Genomic DNA, 22582 nt, shown 5'->3' on the forward strand with positions numbered 1-22582 from the left:
ATCACGTCTCAGATTATTTGTGCCAAATTATCAGGCCGCTGATAAATTGATCCCTCCTGGAGTTGGTATGTAAAAGGCTCGCCGGGACTTTATATGTCCAGGCTGGTGGCGCTTGTGCGCTGACTCTCTATCGAAACTCAACCGGTTACACGCATGATTTGCAGTCCGGGTATTTTTGTTTGGAATAGCAACCTGCTGGCGAAATTTTTTCCATTAATTTTCTGGGGAAGTGTCCTTGATCCAGTAGTAAAATAAATTGTGGAGTTACTGCGTACTGGTTGTGGAGTCTCTGATTAATTCGGTGCAACCTCAGGCTTTGCGTCGAGTCCGCGAGTAAGGTGCAGTCGCGCAGGAATGCCGGTTGTCTTTCAAGCGGCAGCAACGTATTGGGTGGGCTCGACGCAAAGCCCCACAGGTTCCGCTGTATTGGCGAGCGGATTCACGAGCAGGTGCCCGATGGTGGCTACTATGTGCGCCCTGCGATTGTGCGCATTGCGCACGATGCGGAAATCGTACAGGCGGAGACCTTTGCGCCGGCCCTTTATGTCATGACCTACCGTGATCTAGCAGGCTGTTGAAATTCGAAGAATTTCGACGCCTGCTACCGGAATATGGATGTTCCGGCAAAATCGGCGACGCCTAGGTCGTTGATTTTGAGAGAAAAGTGAAAATCACATTTTTCGCTTTTCGTGTTTTGAAAAAGGCAGGATGCCTTTTTCAACAACCTGCTAGGGGAAGCCATCAATATTCAAAACGGTGTCCCGCAGGGCCTGTCTTCGGCGATTTTCACCGAGAGTATGCGCAAAGCGGAGTTGTTCCTGGCATCGGTGGGTTCTGACTGCGGTATAGCGAACGTGAATATCGGTACTGCCGGGGCGGAAATCGGCGGTGCCTTTGAGGGCGAAAAGGATACCGGTGGCGGACGTGAATCCGGTTCTGACGCCTGGAAACACTATATGCGCCGCACCACCAATACCATCAGCTATGGTGGTGAATTACCCCTGGCTCAGGGAATCGTTTTTGAATAAGGTGTGATAACGTCGGGTGCCTGTTACCTATTCCAGTGGCAATCTCTGGCAGCGGGCCACTGAATGAAGATGTATTCGCCTTGAGGCCGCGGTGATTTATGACTAGATGCAAAATAAAATCCCATAATGAGCGCTACTACCCCGCTGACACCCTTGGACTGGAAGCCGAAGAGATGCGGCGACTTGGCCACAAAGTGGTGGATCTGGTTGTCGACCGCCTGGTGCACAGGCATGTTGAAGATGCCGTGCTTACGGGTTCGTCTGCCGACTTGATGGCGGCCCTTGGCGCTCCCTTGCCGGACGCGCCGATGGATCCGGACGAGTCACTGGCATTGCTCGCCGAAGTCGCCTTGCAGCATCAGCAAAGAGGCGACCACCCCCGTTATTTTGCCAGGGTGCCCGGCCCCAGTTCGTTTGCCGCGATTCTCGGTGAATGGCTGGGGACCGGGTTCAACACCATCGCCGCGTCCTGGGCCGGCGGTTCGGGTCCGGCGACACTTGAGCTCATCGTTATTGAATGGTTGCGGCAGTTAATGGGCTTTCCCGAAGGAAGCGAAGGTATCCTGGTCAGCGGCGGGTCCCACGCCAGCCTGACAGCTTTTTCCGTGGCCCGCTCGGTTTGCGGCAAGGGCGTCGTTTACCTGACCGACCAGACGCACTCGTCACTGGTCCGCAACCTGAAAGAAATGGGGTGGCCGGAGCAGCATATCCGCGTGCTGGAGAGTGACGAGAACTACAAAATGTCGATGGAGCGCCTGACGCGCGCCATCGGGGAAGACAGGGCTGCAGGCAGACGCCCTTCGATGGTCATTGGAACCGCCGGCACCACCAACGCGGGAACTGTCGACCCACTGCATGAAATCGCGGATATGTGTCACCGGGAAGATCTGTGGTTTCATATCGATGGCGCCTACGGGGGGCCGGCCGCCATTACCCAAAAGGGGCGTCAGTACCTATCCGGGATCGAGCGGGCCGATTCACTGGTCCTCGATCCCCATAAATGGCTGTTTCAACCCTATGACGTTGGCTGTGTTCTGGTTCGTCGTCCCGGTGCACTTGAGCGTTGTTTCAATATGAATCCGGAGTATCTGAAGGACGTTGAAGCCGGCGCGGGCGAAGTGGATTTTCGAAACCGCAGTTTGGAGCTTACACGTCGATCACGCGCGGTAAAGCTCTGGATGAGTTTGCGCACTTATGGTGTCGGGCGGTTTCGGACGGCGATTGATCAGGGCATCAAACTGGCAGAATTTGCCGAAACCCATTTGCGCTCCAGACCGGATACCTGGGAGGTGGTCACGCCTGCCCAAATCGGCGTTGTCTGTTTCTCCCTTAAAAATACCAATCCCCGGCAGCATGCCGCCAGGGCAAAGTTCCTGTCGGAAAGCGGTTACGCCTGCGTATCCTCCACCAGTCTCAAAGGCCGCAGTGTGCTTCGGCTTTGCACAATCAACCCACTGACCACCGAGGATGATATTGTGGGCACCATTGACCGCCTGGAGAAAGCCTGCACGGAAAAATTGCCCAGGCCCACGGCTCCATGCCGGAGCGAATAGAGCCTCAATTGCCGGTCGCCCCTGGCCCTGGCGGTCAGCACCCAGTGTGTCCTCGAAAAAATACCCGGCCTCTCGGCCACCGCCCCCAGCGTCTTGTGTAGCTCTACCGCAGCGGATCGATCCTGCCCCTGCTCGAAGCGGCACAGGGTGGCAGTACTGGTGAGTGTCTTCATATGCCACAGGGCGCGAGACCAGTGGCATCCTTTCGGGTTGTACCGGAAAAGGCGCCACTCTTGTTGCTCGTCGCTTATTTTGGGGCAACCAAATCTCACTCCTCGAGCTTCGATTGGCACCTGAGCAACAGAATACCAGTCGATGGCTACTGGGAGCTGAACGGGTATTTGTGCTCCATTCCAGACCCCAAAGCCAGTCTTGAACGCATCCCGAGCGCCCCGGAGATATACGGCCATACTTTGATGTGCTTGAGCGCCTTGTCCAGTACCTCGCAGAAGCCTGACGGGCTTGCGCCCAGGCGAAAGAGGAGAACGTCGTCAACCGAATCAAGCCAGTCGACGCCTGAGCGAATTGAGCAAGTGCTTTTTGTAGGAGATTGTTCCTATTAAAGCTAAGAAGATAAAACAGCATGCTCTTCAGGAATGGGTGAATATAGTGGCGGTGAAGGCACCACAGAGAACTGAAGCTGCTTTTTAGATGCTGGCTGGGACCAACTGGCGATGCCCCAATTGGGCGTTGGTGACAATAGCGAAAACCTGCCTATCCTGCTTTAGATTTAAATTGTGATATTCGTCGCATAACAATAGCTACTAATCGCACGGCGATATCTCATCTTGGCTGGCGGGCATATTATCTGTGCGGTGTACAACATCTGCACAGAATTTAAGCAGTAGAGGTCCCTTCATGCACAAGTTACTCATTCCTCTGGCCATCGCCAGCATCTTCGCTGGTTGTTCCAAGTCAGAGGCCGCTGACACCAGCGCCCGAATGGCGGACAACACCAAGAGCACCGCGGTACAGCAGGCAAGCCTCGGGTCCGGTATCGATCTCGGAGCCATGGACACCAGTGTGCGCCCCCAGGACGACTTCTTTGCCTATGTGAACGGCAATTGGATGAAGAACACTGAGATCCCCGCGGACAAATCCCGCTGGGGTGGTTTCAGCATCTTGCGTGATCAGAGTATCGAACGGGTCAAGGCATTGATCGTGGAGGCGAGCGAAAAGGCCAACAGCGCTGACGACCGGCAGATTGGTGCCCTGTACAACAGCTTTATGGACGAAAAGGAAATTGAAGCGAAGGGGCTGGCGGCGCTGACCGCGGAATTGCAAAAAGTTGATGATATCGACAGTCGCAAGGATCTGACCGATTACTTCGCCTATGCCGATACTGTGGGCTACAACGTTCCACTCTCGGTGTTCATCAACCAGGGTTTCGAGGATGTGGAGAATTACATAGCCTTTTTTTGGCAGAGTGGCCTGGGCCTGCCGGATCGCGACTACTACTTTGACGAATCCGAAAAAGGCCAAAAATTACAACAGGCCTATATGGACTATCTGGTGAAGGTGCAGGATATCGCCGACCTCAAGGATTCCAGTGCATTTGCCGACAAAATTTACGCACTGGAGAAAAGCCTGGCGAAACACCAGCGCACCCGTGTCGATAACCGCGATCCGGAAAAGTACTTCAACAAGAAACCCACAGCCGAACTGGCCAACCTGATGCCGGCCGTCGATTGGCACAGCTACCTGTCCAAGGCGATGCTGGACAAAGCCGACTATGTTGCGGTGGGCCAGCCGGAATATCTGCAGGCAGCCAGCAAGATTATCGATGAAACTGATATGGACACCTGGCGCCGCTACCTAAAGGTCAAGGTTCTGACCGCCATGGCGCCCTACATGAATTCCGAGCTGGCTCAAGCCCATTTCGATTTCTATAGCACTGCTGTGCACGGCACCAAGGAAATGGAACCGCGCTGGAAGCGCGCGGTGCAGTTCGTCAATAGCTCCGTGGGCGAACTGGTGGGCAAAAGATATGTGGAAAAGTATTTCCCGCCCGAGGCCAAGGCGCGCATGGTGGAACTGGTGGATAACCTCCTGGCAGCTTACCGGGATTCCATCGAAGACCTGACCTGGATGAGCGAAGAGACCAAGCACCAGGCGTTGGACAAGCTGGATAACTTCACCACCAAGATCGGCTATCCGGACAAGTGGCGCGACTACAGCGGCCTGAAAGTCAGTGCCAATGACCTGGCTGGCAATGTACTGGCGGCGAACCTGTTCGAAACCCAGTACAAACGCGGCAAACTGGGCCAGCCCATCAACCGGGGCGAATGGTTGATGTCACCACAGACCATCAATGCCTATTACAATCCGACGATGAACGAGATTGTCTTCCCGGCCGCCATACTGCAGCCACCTTTCTTTAACATGCAGGCGGACGATGCGGTCAACTACGGGGCTATCGGCGCGGTAATCGGCCACGAGATAGGTCATGGTTTCGACGACAAGGGCAGCAAGTTTGACGGCAAAGGCTCTCTGAACAATTGGTGGACCGACTCCGACCGGGACAACTTCGAGCACCTGACCGGCAAGCTGGTGGCTCAGTACAATAGCTTTGAGCCTCTCGAAGGAAAACACATCAACGGTGAACTGACACTGGGCGAAAATATCGGCGACCTGTCCGGTCTCGGCATTGCCTACAAGGCCTACAAGATGTCCCTTCATGGCAAAGAGGCGCCGGTGATCGACGGCTTTACCGGCGACCAGCGCCTGTTTATGGGCTGGGCTCAGGTCTGGCGCAGCAAGATCCGTGACGAGACATTGAGCGAGCGCCTGACAACCGATCCTCATTCACCGGCAAAATACCGAGTCCAGGGCGTGCTGCCGAATATCTCAGCCTTCTACACCGCCTTTGACGTCAAGAAGGGGGATGGCATGTACCTGCCAAAAGAGGAGCGCGTGGTCATCTGGTAAGCAGCCCCGTGCACCCAAATCCAACAAGCCCCGCATTTTGCGGGGCTTTTTTTGTCCGATTGCCGTCCGTTGATACGACGATCTTGTCAGAGGTTCCCTAGCAGGTTGTTGAAAAGGCATCCTGCCTGTTTCAAAACACGAAAAGCGAAAAATGTGATTTTCACTTTTCTTCCAAAATCAACGACTTAGGCGTCGTCGATTTTGCCGGAACATCCATATTCCGGTACCAGGTGTCGAAATCCTGCGAATTTCAACAGCCTGCTAGTACGCAGTGCTCGGTGTTGGTAGCTATTTTGGAAATACTACCGGTCAATCGATACTGAACTTGATCTGGCTGGAGCCGGGCAGCTTCTCCACCAGCTGGTAACCGCAGAGCTTGGCCGGCGTGAAATAGCCGCCTTGGCCCCGATAGTCCAGCAGAAACTCCATCACCGCCAGGGAACCGCTCACGGTGACGTCATAGCCGTTGGCGGTTACCAGGCGGCCGATACGGCGCTCACCCCGGCGGTCGTTGCGGATCTCCCCCCATACCCAGGTTTGCTGTTCGGCCCGCGCCGCCTCATCGGGGCCCGTCAGCGACTTGTCCACTTTACCCTTCAGCCACTTCTGCACCCACTGTGTGCGCAGCAGCCAGCGGAAGTGGTTCAGCCTTCGCAGCTTCCCCGCGCGGCGTGGACTCATGGGAATGTATACCTCGATATTGCGGATGCCGGTGGTGTAATAGGCGGTGGCCACGTCCCCCCAGGGGATGGCCACGGCGAACTTGTCCCCGCGGCCGAAATTGATCGTCCGTGTCAGCTCGCCGTGGTCGATGATTTTAACCTCCCCGTTGCTGCGCACTGCGCCCCCCACACCCAGGCTCTCTATGGAGGTTTTGGCGGTACCGCGACTGAGGGCCGAGTCCGAATCGAAGCCCAGTGTCAGATGGGTGGCGGTTGCCATTTCCCCTTGTAGCGCAGCGGCCAGGCAGTCGGTGGGAATGACGTCAAAGCCGGTGCCCGGGCACAGCACTATGCCCGCTGCCCTGGCTTCGTCGTGCAGTGCGTGGGCCCGCTGGAACACCGACATCTCGCCGGTGATGTCCTGGTAGTGGGTGCCCGCCGCGATGCAGGCCCGCAGCATGGGTTCCGCGGTGCTGGAGAAGGGGCCGGCGCAGTGGATCAGCACATCGACGTCCCGCAGCACACGTTCCAGTGTCTCCGTATCGTCGAGACTGACGGCCACCGCCGACAGTTGCAACTCCTCCGCCAGAGGGCGCAGTTTTTCTGCGCTGCGCCCCGCCAGGATCGGCTGATGGCCGCGCGCCGCCGCCGCGCGCGCGATGAGGGCACCGGTATAACCGTTGGCACCGTAGATCATTATTTTTTTACTGTTCAACGGGAATCCTTAGCTAGTCGGGTCAGAGGGGTGAATTGGGTGACGCAACATTAAAGGCGGCATCGGCGGCTAGTCAAATCCGGGCAATATTTCCCGGAGCCGCCCGTCATTGGTGACCCACAGTTAACACAAAATTCATCCATCGGTGGTGGAGTGCCCCATGCGCCGCCGGCCTTCAGACCATCTGGTGCGGGGACAGCTGCATCTGGGTGATCCGCCGGCCGTGCAGAACCGCCACCCCGGAGTAGCGGCGCTCGCCGGTGGAGGCGAACTCGAACTCATAGCTGCGTTGCAGGCGCAGCTGCCCGCGGCTGTCGCGCTTCAGGCGCGTTCGCACCAGTGCCACTGTGTCGTCCAGCAACTGCACGCCCAGCCGCGCACAGTGACTGGTGGCGGCCTGCCGCACCTGTTCCTTGGCCGCCATTCCGGCCCAGAGATACCAGCCGCCCAGCGCGAACAGGAATACCCACAGGAGATCGTTCAGAGAGAGATACATGGCCACTTGCTGGTTGTGATGGTCGCGCAAGGATAACACGACCGGGGCCAGCCGCCCGGTTCTGCAGTGGTTCCGTTGCGCGGTTGCCGTTGGGGCCGGATATTGCCTCTGAAGGGCAGGCCGGAGCGAGACCCGGAACCCGCCTCTTTGCCCCGGTCACTCTCGACCCCGATTGGTGCGTGTCGAGCGCTGGAGGAGTACCAGATAGCCCCCTATAATGCCGCCGGAGACCTTCCGAGACTTTGCGACTGTGTGTGACCAATTGGTCAGTTTATGCCTGATCAGTGGATTGGCGACACGGCCGGCAAAACCTCCCCGGGATGAGCCCACAGCATCTCCGAGACCGTATTGCCCAACTGGTCGAAAGCCTCTTTTGCTCCTCGTCAGTCCAAAAGGCTGTGTTGTATCTGGCAGGGGCAATACAAGCTCAGTGGATTCGGGGAATGGTCGCCCGATTGCGGGGTCTTCACTTTCACCGGAGTGGCGCTAAAGGTGTCGCTCAGGTATTACAGAATTAATCAAAAGTTCCCGAGGGTAATAAAACCCCAAGCCCGAACGACTGAGGATTAGGAGCCAGGACCCGCGCAGGTCACGGTACTCCCCTCAAAGCGTTCAGGGAAATTAGATCCCGGCCAGCAGGCCGGTTACCTGATGCAGGAGAGACCCGTGAAACTAGAAGCGGCGCAGGGCGACAGTAGTGGCACAGCGGACGCGAACACCGCCTCACTGACAGACCCCAAGTATCTGGAGGAACTGCGGGCGCAAATGCAGCATTTCGCCACCTTGCAGCTGGCGGACTCGCATCTGGCCGAGGATGCGGTGCAGGAGGCGCTGATGGGTGCGCTGAAGAGCGCGCGCTCCTTTGGCGGCCGCGCGGCCCTCAAGACCTGGGTATTCGCAATCCTCAAAAACAAGATTGCCGATCTGTTGCGCCAGCGAAGCCGCTATATAGACGCCGACAGCCTGTTGCGCACCGACGCCGAGGATGGCGGCTTCGAGGAGCTGTTCGACCAGCGGGGCCACTGGCGGCCGGAGGAGCGTCCGCTCAAATGGGCGGATCCGCATTCCGCCGTCGATGACCGGGATTTTTGGAGTGTCTTCGAGACATGCCTCAATCATCTGCCCGGGCGACAGGCGAGGATATTTATGATGCGGGAGTTTATCGAGCTGGAGAGCAGGGAAATCTGCGCAGCGGCGGACATCACCGTAAGCAATTTGAACGTCACTCTGCACCGGGCGCGGCTGCGTCTGCGGGAGTGTCTGGAAAACAACTGGTTTGCCGAGCGGGCCTAAAGCGATTCAAGGAAAATCATGAAAAGTTGCCGTGAAGTTACCCGGCTGCTGTCGGAAGCACAGGAGCGACCGCTGGATCTCTCTGAACGCGCCAGCGTCAAATTGCATTTGATGATATGTCGTGGCTGCCGCAACTTTTCCAGCCAGATGGACAACCTGCGCACCATCGCCCGGGCCTATGTCAGCGGCAAGCGGGATGCGGCGGAGAGTGATGCCGAAAAAACCGATGGAGAGCGGGATAAAGATGCCGGCAAATCTGGTGAGGAGCGGGATAAGGGCGAATAGCCGCGCCATCATCATCCAGGGCCAACTCATTGAGTGTGGACAGGCCCTAACAGGTTGTTGAAAAAGGCATCCTGCCTGTTTCAAAACACGAAAAGCGAAAAATGTGATTTTCACTTTTCTCCCAAAATCAACGACTTAGGCGTCGTTGATTTTGCCGGAACATCCATATTCCGGTACCAGGCGTCGAAATTCTTCGAATTTCAACAGCCTGCTAAATCTATTCCGGGGTCGGCAGTGTGCGCCGGCCTTCGATCAATTCTTCCTTCCAGCTTCTGGGCCACTTCTTCAGCCTGGCTTCCAGTCGTAATGCCAAGGATTTATCCGCCACCCTGCAGTGGAACTCCAGTGTCAGGGGACCGCGCCCCCGCAGCGCTTTGGCCCCGCGCACGCCGCCATTCCGGTGTTCCGCCAGACGGCGTTCCACATCGGTGGTGATACCCGTATAGAGTGTGCCCCGCCCGGTGCGGAGCATATAGACAAACCAGTCGTTCAACCGCTGCGGCCCCTGCAGATAATATTATTTTCTGTGCTGGATTAATCCCGCCGCTGATCGGGTCGCCCGGTAAATGGTATCAGCCCCAGTTCAGGACCACTTTACCGGATTCACCCGATGCCATGATATCGAAACCCTGCTGGAAGTCGTCGATATCGAAGTGGTGCGTGATAATAGGGGTCAGGTCCAGGCCCGACTGGATCAGGCTCGCCATCTTGTACCAGGTTTCAAACATCTCGCGGCCGTAGATACCCTTCAGCACCAGGCCCTTGAAAATCACCTGGTTCCAATCGATCGCCATGTCGTTGGCGGGAATGCCGAGCATGGCGATTTTCCCACCGTGATTCATCGCCGTGAGCATATCCCGAAACGCCTCCGCCACACCGGACATCTCCAGCCCCACGTCGAAGCCCTCGGTCATGCCAATTTCCCCCATCACATCCGGCAGCTTCTCCCGGCTGACATTGACGGTGCGGGTAGCGCCCATTTTTTTTGCCAGATCCAGCCGGTAATCGTTGATGTCGGTAATGACCACATGTCGCGCGCCCACATGCCGTGCCACCGCTGCAGCCATCACGCCGATAGGGCCGGCGCCGGTGATCAGCACATCCTCGCCCACCAGGTCGAACGACAGGGCCGTGTGCACCGCGTTGCCGAAGGGGTCGAAAATGGAGGCGATATCATCGGGGATATTGTCCGGGATCTTAAATGCGTTCATCGCCGGGATCACCAGGTACTCCGCGAAAGCCCCCTGGCGGTTGACGCCGACGCCGTAGGTGTTGCGGCACAGGTGGCGGCGGCCGGCGCGGCAGTTGCGACAGTGGCCACAGGTGATATGCCCCTCGCCGGAAACCCGGTCGCCGATATCGAAACCAACCACTTCCTCGCCCAGGCCAACCACCTCGCCCACATATTCGTGGCCCACCACCATAGGGACGGGAATGGTGTTCTGGGACCACTGGTCCCAGTGATAGATATGCATATCCGTACCGCAGATGGCGGTCTTGCGAATCTTGATCAGCAGATCATTGTGGCCCGGTTGCGGTACTTCCACATCGGTCATCCAGATGCCGGGAGTGGATTTCAACTTGGACAGTGCTTTCATGGTGTAGGTGATTCCTGCTTGCGGCCCCCGGCTTGGGGGCCGGCGGAGCAGCGCGGCCGGGGAGGCCGCACCGCGAGCATTGCTCGGTTAAACAATTCCCAGTTCTGTGCCCACCGCGGTAAATGCGTCGATACAGCGGTCCAGTTGTTCCCTGGTGTGGGCGGCGGACATCTGGGTGCGGATGCGCGCCTGGCCCTGGGGCACCACCGGATAGAAAAACCCGACCACATAAATGTCGCGCGCCAGCATCCGGTCGGCAATCTTTTGCGCCAGGGCGGCATCGCCGACCATTACCGGGATAATCGGGTGATCCGCGCCCGCCAGGGTGAAACCGGCCTCGGTCATACGGCTGCGAAAATAGGCGGAATTCTCCCGCAACCGGTCCCGCAGTTCGCCGCCCTCAACCAGCAGGTCGAGGACTTTCAACGAGGCGGCCACAATCGCCGGCGCCACCGAATTGGAAAACAGATAGGGTCGCGAGCGCTGCCGCAGCAGCTCGATGATTTCCCGCCGCCCGGAAGTAAAACCGCCGGAGGCGCCACCCAGGGCCTTGCCCAGGGTGCCGGTGATGATATCCACCCGGTCGACCACATCGCAGTACTCGTGGGTACCGCGCCCGTGCTCGCCGAGAAAGCCCACCGCGTGGGAGTCGTCCACCATCACCAGGGCGTCGTACTTGTCGGCGAGGTCGCAAATGGATTTCAGGTTGGCGATGACGCCGTCCATGGAGAAGACGCCATCGGTGGCGATCAGTTTGGTCCGCGCCCCTGCGGCGTCCGCCTTCTGCAGCTGGGTTTCCAGGTCCGCCATATCATTGTTGGCGTAGCGGAAACGCTTTGCCTTGCACAGGCGCACCCCGTCGATGATGGACGCATGGTTGAGGGCGTCCGAGATAATCGCATCCTCCGGGCCGAGCAGTGTTTCGAACAGACCGCCATTGGCGTCGAAACAGGAGGTGTAGAGAATAGTGTCGTCGGTGCCTAGAAAATCCGACAGGCGCGATTCCAGCGCCTTGTGAATATCCTGGGTGCCGCAGATAAAGCGCACCGAGGCCATGCCGAAGCCGTATTGGTCGAGGCCCTCTTTGGCGGCCTGGATCAGGTCCGGGTGATTGGCCAGGCCCAGATAGTTGTTGGCACAGAAGTTGAGAACCTGGGTGTCATTGTTGACCTGGATTTCGGCTGCCTGCTGCGAAGTGATAATGCGCTCGCGTTTGTACAGGCCATCCGCTTCTATTTGCTGCAATTGGTTGCGCAGGTGCTGGAAGAATTGCTCGGACTTGGACATGGTATTGTTATCGGCTCCTCAAACGGTCAAGAGTGACGCTGGTTCCAGTGGGTCCGGGCCGGGTTGGCGCCGGCCGAATCCAGTTCTGCAGCGCCCGCCGCCCCTGTCAGCGGGCCAGCTCGCAGGCGCCGCCCCTGTCAGCGGGCCAGCTCGCAGGCTTTGTGGGCCGTGACTGGCTGCTCACTGGCGCGGCAATGGGTGGCGAATTCTAACGCGTCTTCGGCGCTGTCGAACAGCAGTTGCCACAGCAGTTGCCTGTCGCTCCGTCGCACGGCGCGCACAGCGGTGCGGCGGCGCTTGCTGGTGATCTGGATTTCGACAATTTGCGAGCAGGATGGCGCTGGTTCTGACATGGTCCCTCCAAAAGACTAACTTGAAGGGCTGACGCGGAAGCGGTGCAAATAAATTCGCGATCCGGTTGGATTGCTCTCTCGAGCCCCATCTCTCCCGCAGTTCGCGGTGAGAAAACCACCTTGCCCCGGTCGGCAGGTTGGCGTTGGCGTCAGCCACTCTCTTGATGTGGGAGTAAAGATAGCGGCAGGGGGGAGGCCAGTCAACAGCGCCACGCCGGCCCGGCCCGGCGTGGCGCGGCAGACTTACGCCGGCAACTGTACGGATTTCAGCTCGACAAACTCGTCCAGACCCGCCTCGCCGAACTCGCGCCCGTTACCGGAGCGCTTGTAGCCGCCGAACGGCGCATCGTAATTGAACTCGCCGCCGTTCACGAAGCAGAGGCCCGCCTCGATGCGCTTCACCACCGGTAGCGCAGACTCCACATCCCCGGCCCAGACGCCGCTGGAGAGGCCGTATTCGGTGTCGTTGGCAATAGCGACCGCCTCGTCCATGTCCCGGTAGGGGATCAGGCAGGTGACCGGGCCGAAGATCTCCTCCCGGGCGATGGCCATATCGTTGCTGACATCCGCGAACACCGTCGGTTTGACGTAAAACCCTTGCTCCAGGCCCTCCGGTCGCTCGGCGCCCCCGGTGACCAGGCGCGCCCCTTCGCTGACACCCTGCTGGATATAATCCACCACGATTTGCCGCTGGCGCGCGGAGGACAGGGGACCCATAAACGCATCCGGGCCGGTACCCAAAGTGATTTCTTCCGCCACCTGCTTCGCGATTCCCACCGCTTCCTCGTAGCGCTGCGCCGGCACCAGCATACGGGTCAGCGCGGTACAGGTCTGGCCGCTGTTGATAAACACATCCTCGCAGCCCCAGCGCACCGCCGCTTCCAGATCCGCGTCCGGGGTAATGATCAGCGGCGACTTGCCCCCCAATTCCTGGCAGACCCGTTTTACCGTGGGCGCCGCCGCCCTGGCCACTTCCACTCCCGCGCGGGTGGAGCCGGTGAAGGAGACCATATCGATATCCGGGTGCGCAGACAGTGCGGCGCCGACAACCGTGCCGGGGCCGGGCACCAGGTTGAACACTCCGGCCGGCAGGCCAGCGGCGTCGATAATCTCCGCCATGATGTAGTCCTGCAGCGGCGTCATCTCCGACGGCTTGGCCACCATGGTGCAACCGGCGGCCAGTGCCGGCGCCACCTTGCCCACAAACTGGTGCAGCGGATAGTTCCAGGGGGTGATAAAGCCGCATACCCCCACAGGCTCCCGCATCACAATGGAGTGGCCGGCCTTCTCGGTTTGCTCCATCACCCCGGTGCGCTGGGCGTAGTAGCGCACCGCGTAGATGGGCCCGTCGATATGCAGCCATTCGGTGATATGGGCCGGGCAGCCCAGGGTTTGCGAGACCGCCTGAATCAGATCGGCCTTGCGCGCCTCCATACCGTCGGCGATGGCATTGAGATAGGCGGCGCGCTCCGCGGCGCTGGTAGTGCGCCACTGGCCAAAGGCACTTTTTGCCGCCGCTACCGCCAGGTCCACATCTTCCGCGGTGCTCTGCACCACTTGGCAGATCTCCTCCTCGGTGGCGGGATTGATAACCCCGTGCAGTGTGCCGCCGCGGGAGTCCTGCCAGCGGCCGTCGACGTATAGCTTGTCAGTCTTCAGTGTGCTCCAGTCTGTCATAAGGCATTCCACTTCTGCTTTGGCAATTTGTTGAAAAAAGGCTTTTTGCGGCTTTTGCCGACCCGGCTCAACAGGCCCTAGAAGTCCGCAGTGATTTCTATCAGCGTGGGGGTGTCCCGCTGCAGTGCCTCGGCCACTGCCGCCCCCAGTTGCTGCGGCTGGTCGATCTTGCATCCGGCGGCGCCAAAAGACTGCGCCAGCGCGACAAAGTCCGGTGTGCGCAAATTGACTCCTTCCTGCGCTACCTGCGCCGCATCCATAAAATCGCGGATCTCGCCGTAGCCGGAATTGTTCCACACCAGGATCGGCAGCGACAGCCGCTGTTCCACCGCCGCCGCCAGCTCGCCCAGGGTAAACATCAGGCCCCCGTCGCCGATCAGTGCCACCACCGGCCTGGAATCCGCCAGCCTGGCCCCTATGGAGGCCGGCAGGGCGAAACCGAGGGTGCCGTAGCCGGTGGTACAGGTGATATGGCTGCGGGGCTGGTACAGCGGCAGGGCGTGGTTGGTGTTGTAGGCCAACTGGGTGGAGTCGGTCACCAGGATCGCGTCCTCCGGCAGTGCTGCGCGCAATGCTTCCACCCAGGGGAAACGGGCCTCCGAGCCGGGCCACCATTCACTGCGGCATTTCTCCAGCAGCAGTGCCACCTGTCGCGCTGTGGCCTCCCGCGCAGCTGCGTCGCCATCCGGCAGCGCCCGATCCAGCTGCTGCAACACCTGGGCGGCGTCCGCACAGATGGCCAGGTCCGGGTTGCAGTTGCCCGCCAGCTGCGCCGGATCGATATCCACCCGGATCAACCGGCCCTTGAACCCATAGCCCTCCCGCACCAGGTTGCGGTCGGTTTCCGCCAGCTCGGTGGCCACCGCCAGCACCACGTCGGCGTTTTCCACCCGCTCCCGCACCACATCGAAACTCAGGTTGGCGCCGCCGCACAGCGGGTGGCGCTCGTTCACGACACCCTTGGCCGCCAGGGACAGAAATATCGGCGCCGCCAGCTTTTCCGCCAGGCGGCTTGCCGCCTCGCCCGCTTCCTGGGCGCCACCGCCCAGCAGAATCACCGGCCGCTCGGCATCTTTCAGCCATTGGCTCGCTTTTTCCACGGCGGCATCGCTGGCCGCCGCCGGCAGCGCCAGCGGGCTGGCGCGATAATCTTGTAGCTGGCCCCGCATGGGGGCGGCGAACAGGTCGATGGGAATTTCGATATGCACCGGGCCCGGCCGACCGGCACTGAACAGCTGGAATGCCCGCGCCAGGGCTTCCGGCAGTTGCCCCACATCCGTCAGCGAGTGCTGCCAGACACAGAAACCGCGGGTGACGTCGCTCTGGCGCGGCAGCTCGTGCAGGCGGCCGCCGCCCATGCCCAGGTCCGCGCGGCGGTTGACCGCGGAAATGACCAGCATGGGAATCGAATCGGAGTAGGCCTGAGCCATGGCCGTGGCGGCGTTGGTGAGCCCGGGTCCGGTGATCAAAAAGCACACCCCCGGCTTGCCGCTGGCGCGGGCGTAGCCGTCCGCCATAAAGGCAGCGCCCTGTTCGTGGCGCGGCGTGATATGGATCAGGCCGCTGCCGGGCAGCCCCCGGTACAGTTCGATAGTGTGGACACCGGGGATGCCAAAGACTTTTTCTACCTGGTACTCGCGCAGCAGGCGCATCAGTACCTGGGCACAGGTGGGCGCGGATGACATGACCGTCTTATTCCTCATTGTGAGTTTGGAGCCGAGCCTAGCGGTCGCCGCAGGGCTTCGCAAGCGGCCGCAGAGTCTGCTTGTGCGGCGCCGGATTCACTGGGAAATTGAGAATCATCGGCTCCGTACAAGGAAAACTTGCGCCGCCGATGGCGACTGGGAAAAAGCCCGGGAGCCGGTAAACTTAACCCCAATGGCAGTAAGGATCAGTAAATCATGGACATCGAGCATTGGCGTCGGGAGTATCTTCTCGGAGGATTGAGCCGCGAGGATCTAAAAGACAACCCCGTCCAGCAATTCGAGCAGTGGTTGGGGGAAGTCGCGGCCACCAATCTTTCCGACCCCAGTTGTATGTCGCTGGGCACCGTCGGTGCCGACGGACGACCGTCCCAGCGGATAGTGCTGCTGAAAGGCTACGACGCCGACGGCTTCGCCTTCTATACCAACCTCGACAGTCACAAGGCCAGGGATATTGCCGCCAACCCCCAGGTCTGCCTCTTGTTTCCATGGCAGGCGGTGGAGCGCCAGGTGATTGTTTACGGGCGCGCCGAACCTTTGACCCGCACCGAGTCCGCTACCTACTTTGCCAAGCGCCCCCGGGACAGCCAGCTGGCCGCCTGGGCCTCCCACCAGAGTGCCGCGGTGGAATCCCGGCAGCGGCTGGAGGAAAAATTCGACCAGGCCAAACAGCGTTACGCCGGCGGCGAAGTGCCGCTTCCGGATCACTGGGGTGGCTACCGGGTAGTGCACGAGGCCGTCGAATTCTGGCAGGGGCGGGCCAACCGCCTGCACGACCGCTTTGTCTACCGCCGGCAAACGGGGGATGACTGGGCCATTGAACGACTCGCGCCCTGAGTCACAGTGTGATGGATCGACGTCGAATCGCCACCGCCTGGAGCGCCCGCGGATTTAGCTGGCTGTTGAAAAACTCTTTTTCAACAGCCAGCTGTCCCGAACAGGGATGTTCAGGGCGCAAATCAAGCGTGTAACTGCTTGATTTATCGTGGAGGGTTTACGGACATGCGCCGCAAACCCGAGTTGAGGAAAGCCAGGGAAGGCTTTTTCAACAACCTGTTAGATGCGACTTGTGGGAGGACCGCCCGGCCAGTGCTGGGAGGACTTCTCCCATCCGGTCGATGAGTTGCTGCAACTGGTGGAGGGGTGGATTCAACTGGAGATTGATGGGCGCCTGCTCCTCCCCGCAATCGGCGAGGAAGTATTGATCCCGGCCGGTGCCCGCCATTCCGTGCGCAATATCGGTGACGTCAAAGCGCGCTGGCTTTATGGTTAGCGCGCGAGTCAGCCTGATTCGGCAGAATCGAAACAATATATCGCGTTTTCGTTGCCAATACGCTCATGATATCTCTTAAAGAATCGAGAAACAGAAATTTTAATTGAAGTGTAATAGCATCGATTATTACAGTGATCGTTGTCCGCACTATGAGCAAATGTTTGGACTGTTCTCGGACCTACCAGTTATTGGTGAATAGCATACGCTCTAGTCAGTGAGGATGTGGTGTTGGGCCCTGGTATCGGACGTTAGTGGGCTTTTAACGATTCTTTGTCTATACAATCGGGATTTCCTAAGGAAAGGTGTGAACTATTAATGTAGGGGCATGGAGCGATCAAATGTGTCGAAACTTTCTACATTTTCGTCGTTTTTCGTCTCTAGTGAGGTCAATTCGACCAATCTAACAGAATATTTCCACCCGATGCCATAGCACAAGCGTATAACTTCTGTGACGACAGCTGGGGAGGCCCCGAGAGTGTCTTCTTCGCCATGTGAAAATTCACAAGCGAGCAGGACACAAAGAGGCGGTGCACAGCCTTGGCCAAGGGTTTCCATCGAGCCTTAGGCTTGCAGGTGAATTACCCTTACACTTAATTGAGTATTAAATTAAATAAATAAGAACTGCGTCAAAGATTTTCAATTAAAAACTATAGGTGGTTGACCATCTTTATCTCAAAGGAATATAAGTTCTTCGTCAGCAGGAATAATGCTGAGGAACTTCTGATTAAAATCTTCAGCATGGATTGATTTAATTCTCAATAGTATGGAAATTGAACATGAATAGAAAATACAATATTAAATTAATATCGCTAAGTTTCTTGTTTATTAGCAATTATGTTTTTTCTAGTGGTCCGCCGGAAGTCCCATTCCAAAGTTTATTTTTAGAGGGTGAATATACAGATATTTATCCAAACAATCGGATTTATGCCAACGGTAGAATGCAGGCCGAAGTGGATATTTATTATCAATTAAGCGATGGTTACACTTTTGTTGATGCAGACCTTAAAGAATTGTACAGTGGACTTTCGCTCGCAAACACAGTGGTGTCCGATGGCTACAATGGATATATCAAAGATGTTCGATTGGGCTCTGGAACCCCTTCTTTCACATCTTCATTGTTAACGTCAAGTCAAACCTCCTTAGTACCCACGACGCAGATTTCTAGAAAGTACCTTTCATCTTCATCATTAGGCATCATACAGGTATGTGTTGAAGCACAAGCACGTAACAAGAGTACAAACGAAATTGTCAAACAAAGTACTTGTGATAATGTTACAAATAATGCCTCTATTTCCATAGAAAAACTCAGCCCAATAAATTTTTCTCTATCAAGTTTCACAGCGAGTGACCACAATCGTGGCTTTACTGACGACTGGATTATTCATGCTCTAACATATAGACCTCAGGGATTTACCCTACGAAGAGTATGGGATGACAATGGAATTATAATATCAAAAGAACAACTTAATCGTCACGGGATTAATTATGCTCCATATAGACTATTAGCTAGTTACCAGCCGGATCGAGAGCAAGCGTACCCATTTGGAGATATCAATGGTTCTAGCTCACTTTATTGGATTTCGAATACTACAATCAGTCAATTGGAATTTCCATATGTTGATCTATATAATTATATCCCCGGGAATGGTGGAGAAACCTATAAAAAACATTCAATTGATTTTGCTTTTAATACCAATGAAAGCATAACCTTTGTGGCGACATATGGCGGAATATTAACGGAATTATTTCCGATCGGTAACCTTTATCTTTCACCTACATCCCATAACGTTGCCAATATGGGTTTCTATTACCCAGGGGTAACCGCTCCGGACTTCTGGATGGATTTAGAACCTAGGGATAAAAGAGTTAATTTTGAAGATAACTTCGGCAATCGTGGATATTTTTCTTTTGGGAGGCGTGATATTGGTGATTACTTTGGGCCTGGTTATTATAGTTTAGACGTCCATACCTCTCGATAAAAGAAATTCAATAGGTTGGAATATAAAGCGCAAGTGCTACCGTAACCTGAGTTCGATTCCAGCCTATTGATTGCAGATTGCTATTTTTACGATAATAAGATTTAAGGCTTTCGCTCTATATAAGACGTTTTAGTAAATATCAGAGCTAAGGAAATAGAATGAAATTATTAGGTGTATTGATTTTCGGAATGCTGCTTTCTTTGAATGTATCTGCTACTTACTTTGTAGGTTACGGCAAAGCAGATATTACCCCCACTAATTCTGAAGCTCTTGCGAGTTGTATGGGAGGGTACGGTTCTCTATTCTTTCGTTGTGGCAGCAGCGAAATCCTGGATGCAATTAGCGTTCGTGCCTTTTCGGTATCTGACCTTGATACCCATGCGCTGTATATCGTGGTAGACACTGTGGGCCTGGGTGACACCTTAATGGCCGAGGTGCGTAATGGCATCACTCAGGCCACATTCAACCTGGTAAAACCGGAATATATTCATCTAGCAGCGACACACACACATGCTGGCCCCGATCTCCAAGGCTTGTGGGGTGGTGTGAGTGTCGAATACCGGCAGCGGATTGTGTCAGAAATGGTTCGAGCTGGTATTGAAGCGATACAATATACAAGCCCTGGCATTCTTAAAGTAGGTACAACAGAAATTCCGGTAACTAATCGTCGTGGCTGGAACGAAGTGGATAATAGTTTGCGCGTTTTATATTTTGAACCATTTCTTGATAAATACTTCAGGCCTATCACGCTGATCAATGCTTCTGCACATCCAACCATATTAGATGAGACCAACCTTGGCTATAGTGCGGGTTATGTGAATGCTTTGCGCAAAGTAGTTGAAGCTGGTACCGAAGGCAATGCTATTTTTATTAATGGAATTGTTGGTGATGCAACACCCTCGGTTGATGCTGCCGATTATGCAGCTGTATCAGAGTATGGCGCCATGTTGGGCAATAAGGCCCTGGAAGCTAACTATTCCGCGGATATTGTGTATGGTGACTTCCAAATGGTTTCTACTAGTGTGACCCATCCTGTAAGCAATACTGGATTTGTCCAGTTACAACACACCGGTCATCTGGACGTTAATCTGGCTCCAGACAATACTATCTCTGCTCCTTTGGCGTACTTCAAATTCGGCAATAAAGTTGAAGGGCTACATTGGCCAGGTGAAGCGCTCACCCGTTTAGGTTTGCCGCTTCTCGATAGGTTGATAGCCTCTCACAAACTTTTCTTTGGTCTGACAGATGCCAGTTATGGCTATTTTTTACCAATAGATGAATTCCTGCAGGTTCCTGGGCGCACTACTGAAGAAAATGCAAACTTGGATCCTATGATTGGAGACGCGGCAAAAGCAGCAATGATCTCGCTGTTGTCTGAGGAGTAAATTATTAATATTCCAAAGCTACAGGTAAACCACCACGTCTAACGGTGAAATTTGACAGAATTTTGCCGTTCAGGTGCGCACAGGGTAGATAATGCGAGCTCCCATTGACCGGCAAGTTCTATTAGGAGGTCATATGAGAGATTGGCATAGCTAAGTTCACGTCAAGCAACTATAAGTATTCTTTCCGAAGTACCGAAAACAGTGATATTTGAGACTTTAACAAGGTAAATCGAGGTCTATACATGGTTCGAAGGCGAATGAGGCGGCTCACCGCTACAGCGAGGATTTCATGTTAAGGGGAAAGAAGACTCGAGGGTTGAGCGAGATGGCGTGGCAGTGGGGTATACGCTACGCCGAATTTCGCCATAAGGAGGCTGCACCAGAAATATCTTTTTTGCCCCATCGATTGGCTCACAGGTAAATGCTATACCACTTGCCGAACCAATCAGGAAGTTCTCGCCACTTGTAGCCGTATTCTGGCACATACAAGAGAGTATTGAGGACTTGTATATTAGGTATTTTTACATTACCTCGCTGAGCTGAAAGTAAGTGTTCTATGACTTTAAACTACGATTTTAATAGTGTTCCATACGCAAATTTTATCAGATTTAGTGTAGACATGACTTGGCATTTTTGTTAAAGCGACTAAGAACCAATGTCCATCCGTGTCCGAAATCCATAACACTTGAGCCGGAGGCACTATAATGCAACATCAAAGAAATTACGGAATCTACTGTTTTATGTGACAGGAACTCAGATCATTTAATTGAGAAATGAGTAAGTTCCTGTTCTTGGACCGACACCAAAAGGAATAATTCGGAAAAATTATTAGCATTATATGTAATTGACATATAATAACCGCTCATATTGAGTTGAGTTGCGGAAGGGCAGGAAAAACGCCTGCCCTTCTCATTAATGTGATTCTTTAATCGCCAGTGCTAACTTGGAAGTTGTAATAGCCGTCTTGGAAGTAATCGTTCCATAAATTGGCCCTTGCAAAAGTAAAGTATCCACGATTGCCAAAATTATCCTCAAAGTGCACCTTCTTTCCAGTAGGTTCTAAATCATTTAAGTAAGTTGAAAAACTTGCTCCTGTGGGGAATCCAGGATAATACCAGCCCATATTTGCAATATTACGAGAGACAATTTGATCAGAAGCACCTATGGCCGCAAAGCGGGAAAAGGCGCCTCCAAAAGAGCCTATAAATGTTATATCTTCATTGGTATTGAAGTTGAAGTTCATTGAAAACTTTTTATAAGGAGTAGGGCCGTCATGATACGCAATTCCATCAAAAGATGGAAATTCCATGAAGCTGGTTGTTACGCCCTTTTCGATCCAATAAAGCGAACTAGTTCCCCTGGCAGCGTTTTCATTATCCGGATAGGATGGATTTGCCTGGTAACTACCTATTAATCTATATGGAGCATAGGTAATTCCATGGCGACCCAGCTGTGTGCTGTCTATCTGAAGCCCATTTTCATCCCATACCCTTCGCAGGGTAAAATTATTCGGCCTAAAAGAATAAGTCAATATATTCCAATCATCAATCCACGAGCTAAAATGATGCCAGCCGATGCTCGTTTCCGTTTTTTGGAAACTGGATGAAGAAAAGTTGGTTGGACTCAATTTTTCTATTACAGCGGAAGCATTATTCGTCGTGCCCTCACAAGTGCTTTGAGTGATAATTGCATTTGTATTGTTGTTACGTGCTTGGGCTTCAACACATACCTGGATGATCCCCTCAGACGAAGAGGAAAGGTACTTTCTAGCAACCGAATTGATGGATGGTGAAGTTAAGCTTGCGGAAGGTACTCCAGGGCCGAGCCGGACATCTTTTATATATCCGTTGTAACCATCGGAAACGACCGTATTGCTAAAGGATTGCGCATTGTACAGTTCTTTAAGATCCGCGCCAATAAATGTGTAGCCATCTTTTAGCTCATAAAAAACATCAACTTCAGCTTGCATTCTTCCATTGGCATAAATTTGATTGTCTGGATAACTATTTGCATACTCACCCTGAAGGAATAAGATTGAAAACGGAACTTCTGGTGGCCCATCAGAAAAAGCATGGTTTCCTATAAGTAAAGAGCTTAACGGCAATAATTTTAAATAAATATTTATTTTCATGGTTAATTTCCAGAATGTTTATTTCGGTTTCAAGTAATAACTGCAATTTCGTTACGCAGAGAGTAAATCTGCTCGCTGCCCCATCAATAGTTCGTTTGGCGATCGACAACCCCTCGTCTTTCTCGGACGGTCGTTGAGTCGATCCATCACTGCTTGCACCTCTTCATCCGTGACTTCATTGAAGTCAGTGCCTTTAGGAAAATACTGTCGGATTAGGCCGTTGGTATTTTCGTTGA

At 54.9% G+C, this 22582-nt stretch carries 20 protein-coding genes, 1 pseudogene and 1 riboswitch; of the genes and pseudogenes, 10 read left to right on the plus strand and 11 right to left on the minus strand.

Annotated elements, in window-relative coordinates; translation table 11 throughout:
* Positions 1 to 338: 338 nt before the first annotated feature.
* The 4 genes from ABVT36_RS11010 (at position 339) to ABVT36_RS11025 (ending at position 5509) form a co-directional block, all read left to right on the plus strand.
* A complete protein-coding gene (locus tag ABVT36_RS11010) occupies positions 339 to 578 on the plus strand; it encodes an aldehyde dehydrogenase family protein (protein WP_368456622.1) in 240 nt (79 codons plus the stop codon).
* A 162-nt stretch (positions 579 to 740) separates the two neighbouring features.
* The gene (locus ABVT36_RS11015) at positions 741 to 1028 is read left to right on the plus strand and encodes an aldehyde dehydrogenase family protein (protein WP_368456641.1); all 288 of its coding nucleotides are present in this window, start codon (positions 741 to 743) and stop codon (positions 1026 to 1028) included.
* Positions 1029 to 1126: 98 nt separating this feature from the next.
* Complete coding sequence (locus tag ABVT36_RS11020; protein WP_368456623.1) at positions 1127 to 2581, plus strand: aspartate aminotransferase family protein; 1455 nt, start codon at positions 1127 to 1129, stop codon at positions 2579 to 2581.
* A gap of 858 nt (positions 2582 to 3439) precedes the next feature.
* The gene (locus tag ABVT36_RS11025) at positions 3440 to 5509 is read left to right on the plus strand and encodes a M13 family metallopeptidase (RefSeq protein WP_368456624.1); all 2070 of its coding nucleotides are present in this window, start codon (positions 3440 to 3442) and stop codon (positions 5507 to 5509) included.
* Between the two features lie 309 nt (positions 5510 to 5818).
* On the opposite strand, the gene ABVT36_RS11030 is transcribed toward ABVT36_RS11025, so the two are convergent.
* Positions 5819 to 6886, minus strand: a complete 1068-nt coding sequence (locus ABVT36_RS11030) for a trans-acting enoyl reductase family protein (protein ID WP_368456625.1) — start codon at positions 6884 to 6886, stop codon at positions 5819 to 5821.
* Between the two features lie 175 nt (positions 6887 to 7061).
* The gene (locus ABVT36_RS11035) at positions 7062 to 7382 is read right to left on the minus strand and encodes a DUF3301 domain-containing protein (RefSeq protein ID WP_368456626.1); all 321 of its coding nucleotides are present in this window, start codon (positions 7380 to 7382) and stop codon (positions 7062 to 7064) included.
* 666 nt (positions 7383 to 8048) lie between these two features.
* Between ABVT36_RS11035 and ABVT36_RS11040 the strand changes: the two genes are divergently transcribed.
* Positions 8049 to 8675 (plus strand): RNA polymerase factor sigma-70, encoded by a 627-nt coding sequence (locus tag ABVT36_RS11040; RefSeq protein ID WP_367151135.1) that lies wholly within the window; start codon positions 8049 to 8051, stop codon positions 8673 to 8675.
* A gap of 18 nt (positions 8676 to 8693) precedes the next feature.
* The gene (locus ABVT36_RS11045; protein WP_368456627.1) at positions 8694 to 8960 is read left to right on the plus strand and encodes a zf-HC2 domain-containing protein; all 267 of its coding nucleotides are present in this window, start codon (positions 8694 to 8696) and stop codon (positions 8958 to 8960) included.
* Between the two features lie 217 nt (positions 8961 to 9177).
* Here the strand turns inward: ABVT36_RS11045 and ABVT36_RS11050 are convergent, their stop codons facing one another.
* From ABVT36_RS11050 to ABVT36_RS11075, 6 genes are all read right to left on the minus strand, one after another.
* A complete protein-coding gene (locus tag ABVT36_RS11050; protein ID WP_368456628.1) occupies positions 9178 to 9453 on the minus strand; it encodes a GIY-YIG nuclease family protein in 276 nt (91 codons plus the stop codon).
* A 79-nt stretch (positions 9454 to 9532) separates the two neighbouring features.
* Complete coding sequence (gene tdh, locus ABVT36_RS11055) at positions 9533 to 10558, minus strand: L-threonine 3-dehydrogenase (RefSeq protein WP_368456629.1); 1026 nt, start codon at positions 10556 to 10558, stop codon at positions 9533 to 9535.
* A gap of 87 nt (positions 10559 to 10645) precedes the next feature.
* Positions 10646 to 11845 carry a glycine C-acetyltransferase gene (locus ABVT36_RS11060; protein ID WP_368456630.1) on the minus strand — a complete coding sequence of 400 codons (1200 nt, stop codon included), beginning with the start codon at positions 11843 to 11845 and terminating at the stop codon, positions 10646 to 10648.
* Between the two features lie 137 nt (positions 11846 to 11982).
* Positions 11983 to 12198, minus strand: a complete 216-nt coding sequence (locus ABVT36_RS11065; RefSeq protein ID WP_368456631.1) for a hypothetical protein — start codon at positions 12196 to 12198, stop codon at positions 11983 to 11985.
* 56 nt (positions 12199 to 12254) lie between these two features.
* A riboswitch (SAM-I-IV-variant riboswitch) is annotated at positions 12255 to 12371 on the minus strand.
* A gap of 70 nt (positions 12372 to 12441) precedes the next feature.
* Positions 12442 to 13875, minus strand: a complete 1434-nt coding sequence (locus tag ABVT36_RS11070) for an aldehyde dehydrogenase family protein (protein ID WP_368456632.1) — start codon at positions 13873 to 13875, stop codon at positions 12442 to 12444.
* Between the two features lie 77 nt (positions 13876 to 13952).
* Positions 13953 to 15560 (minus strand): 5-guanidino-2-oxopentanoate decarboxylase, encoded by a 1608-nt coding sequence (locus ABVT36_RS11075; RefSeq protein ID WP_368456633.1) that lies wholly within the window; start codon positions 15558 to 15560, stop codon positions 13953 to 13955.
* 216 nt (positions 15561 to 15776) lie between these two features.
* Here ABVT36_RS11075 and pdxH point away from each other — a divergent pair, with 216 nt between their 5' ends.
* From pdxH to ABVT36_RS11095, 4 genes are all read left to right on the plus strand, one after another.
* Positions 15777 to 16415 carry a pyridoxamine 5'-phosphate oxidase gene (gene pdxH / locus ABVT36_RS11080; RefSeq protein WP_368456634.1) on the plus strand — a complete coding sequence of 213 codons (639 nt, stop codon included), beginning with the start codon at positions 15777 to 15779 and terminating at the stop codon, positions 16413 to 16415.
* A gap of 232 nt (positions 16416 to 16647) precedes the next feature.
* A complete protein-coding gene (locus ABVT36_RS11085) occupies positions 16648 to 16851 on the plus strand; it encodes a cupin domain-containing protein (protein ID WP_368456635.1) in 204 nt (67 codons plus the stop codon).
* Positions 16852 to 17627: 776 nt separating this feature from the next.
* Positions 17628 to 18830: a hypothetical protein gene (locus ABVT36_RS11090; protein WP_368456636.1), complete on the plus strand. Its 1203-nt coding sequence runs from the start codon at positions 17628 to 17630 to the stop codon at positions 18828 to 18830.
* A 158-nt stretch (positions 18831 to 18988) separates the two neighbouring features.
* The gene (locus ABVT36_RS11095) at positions 18989 to 20215 is read left to right on the plus strand and encodes a neutral/alkaline non-lysosomal ceramidase N-terminal domain-containing protein (protein ID WP_368456637.1); all 1227 of its coding nucleotides are present in this window, start codon (positions 18989 to 18991) and stop codon (positions 20213 to 20215) included.
* Positions 20216 to 20629: 414 nt separating this feature from the next.
* Here the strand turns inward: ABVT36_RS11095 and ABVT36_RS11100 are convergent.
* From ABVT36_RS11100 to ABVT36_RS11110, 3 genes and pseudogenes are all read right to left on the minus strand, one after another.
* Positions 20630 to 20773, minus strand: a pseudogene (locus tag ABVT36_RS11100) (transposase); the annotation flags it as partial.
* 367 nt (positions 20774 to 21140) lie between these two features.
* Positions 21141 to 22346 (minus strand): hypothetical protein, encoded by a 1206-nt coding sequence (locus tag ABVT36_RS11105; RefSeq protein ID WP_368456638.1) that lies wholly within the window; start codon positions 22344 to 22346, stop codon positions 21141 to 21143.
* A gap of 51 nt (positions 22347 to 22397) precedes the next feature.
* Positions 22398 to 22582, minus strand: a 185-nt coding sequence (locus tag ABVT36_RS11110) for a transposase (RefSeq protein ID WP_368456639.1), incomplete at its 5' end; no start/stop codon positions are given.

This window comes from Microbulbifer sp. TYP-18 (assembly GCF_040932045.1).
Classification (GTDB): Bacteria; Pseudomonadota; Gammaproteobacteria; order Pseudomonadales; family Cellvibrionaceae; genus Microbulbifer.

What these genes read in the sequence shown, in the direction of transcription:
- ABVT36_RS11020 (WP_368456623.1), top strand. Translation starts at nt 1,127, where the DNA reads ATGACTAGATGCAAAATAAAATCCCATAATGAGCGCTACTACCCCGCT.
- ABVT36_RS11025 (WP_368456624.1), top strand. Translation starts at nt 3,440, where the DNA reads ATGCACAAGTTACTCATTCCTCTGGCCATCGCCAGCATCTTCGCTGGT.
- ABVT36_RS11035 (WP_368456626.1), bottom strand. Translation starts at nt 7,382, where the DNA reads ATGTATCTCTCTCTGAACGATCTCCTGTGGGTATTCCTGTTCGCGCTG.
- ABVT36_RS11045 (WP_368456627.1), top strand. Translation starts at nt 8,694, where the DNA reads ATGAAAAGTTGCCGTGAAGTTACCCGGCTGCTGTCGGAAGCACAGGAG.
- tdh (WP_368456629.1), bottom strand. Translation starts at nt 10,558, where the DNA reads ATGAAAGCACTGTCCAAGTTGAAATCCACTCCCGGCATCTGGATGACC.
- ABVT36_RS11060 (WP_368456630.1), bottom strand. Translation starts at nt 11,845, where the DNA reads ATGTCCAAGTCCGAGCAATTCTTCCAGCACCTGCGCAACCAATTGCAG.
- ABVT36_RS11065 (WP_368456631.1), bottom strand. Translation starts at nt 12,198, where the DNA reads ATGTCAGAACCAGCGCCATCCTGCTCGCAAATTGTCGAAATCCAGATC.
- ABVT36_RS11070 (WP_368456632.1), bottom strand. Translation starts at nt 13,875, where the DNA reads ATGACAGACTGGAGCACACTGAAGACTGACAAGCTATACGTCGACGGC.
- ABVT36_RS11075 (WP_368456633.1), bottom strand. Translation starts at nt 15,560, where the DNA reads ATGTCATCCGCGCCCACCTGTGCCCAGGTACTGATGCGCCTGCTGCGC.
- pdxH (WP_368456634.1), top strand. Translation starts at nt 15,777, where the DNA reads ATGGACATCGAGCATTGGCGTCGGGAGTATCTTCTCGGAGGATTGAGC.
- ABVT36_RS11090 (WP_368456636.1), top strand. Translation starts at nt 17,628, where the DNA reads ATGAATAGAAAATACAATATTAAATTAATATCGCTAAGTTTCTTGTTT.
- ABVT36_RS11095 (WP_368456637.1), top strand. Translation starts at nt 18,989, where the DNA reads ATGAAATTATTAGGTGTATTGATTTTCGGAATGCTGCTTTCTTTGAAT.
- ABVT36_RS11105 (WP_368456638.1), bottom strand. Translation starts at nt 22,346, where the DNA reads ATGAAAATAAATATTTATTTAAAATTATTGCCGTTAAGCTCTTTACTT.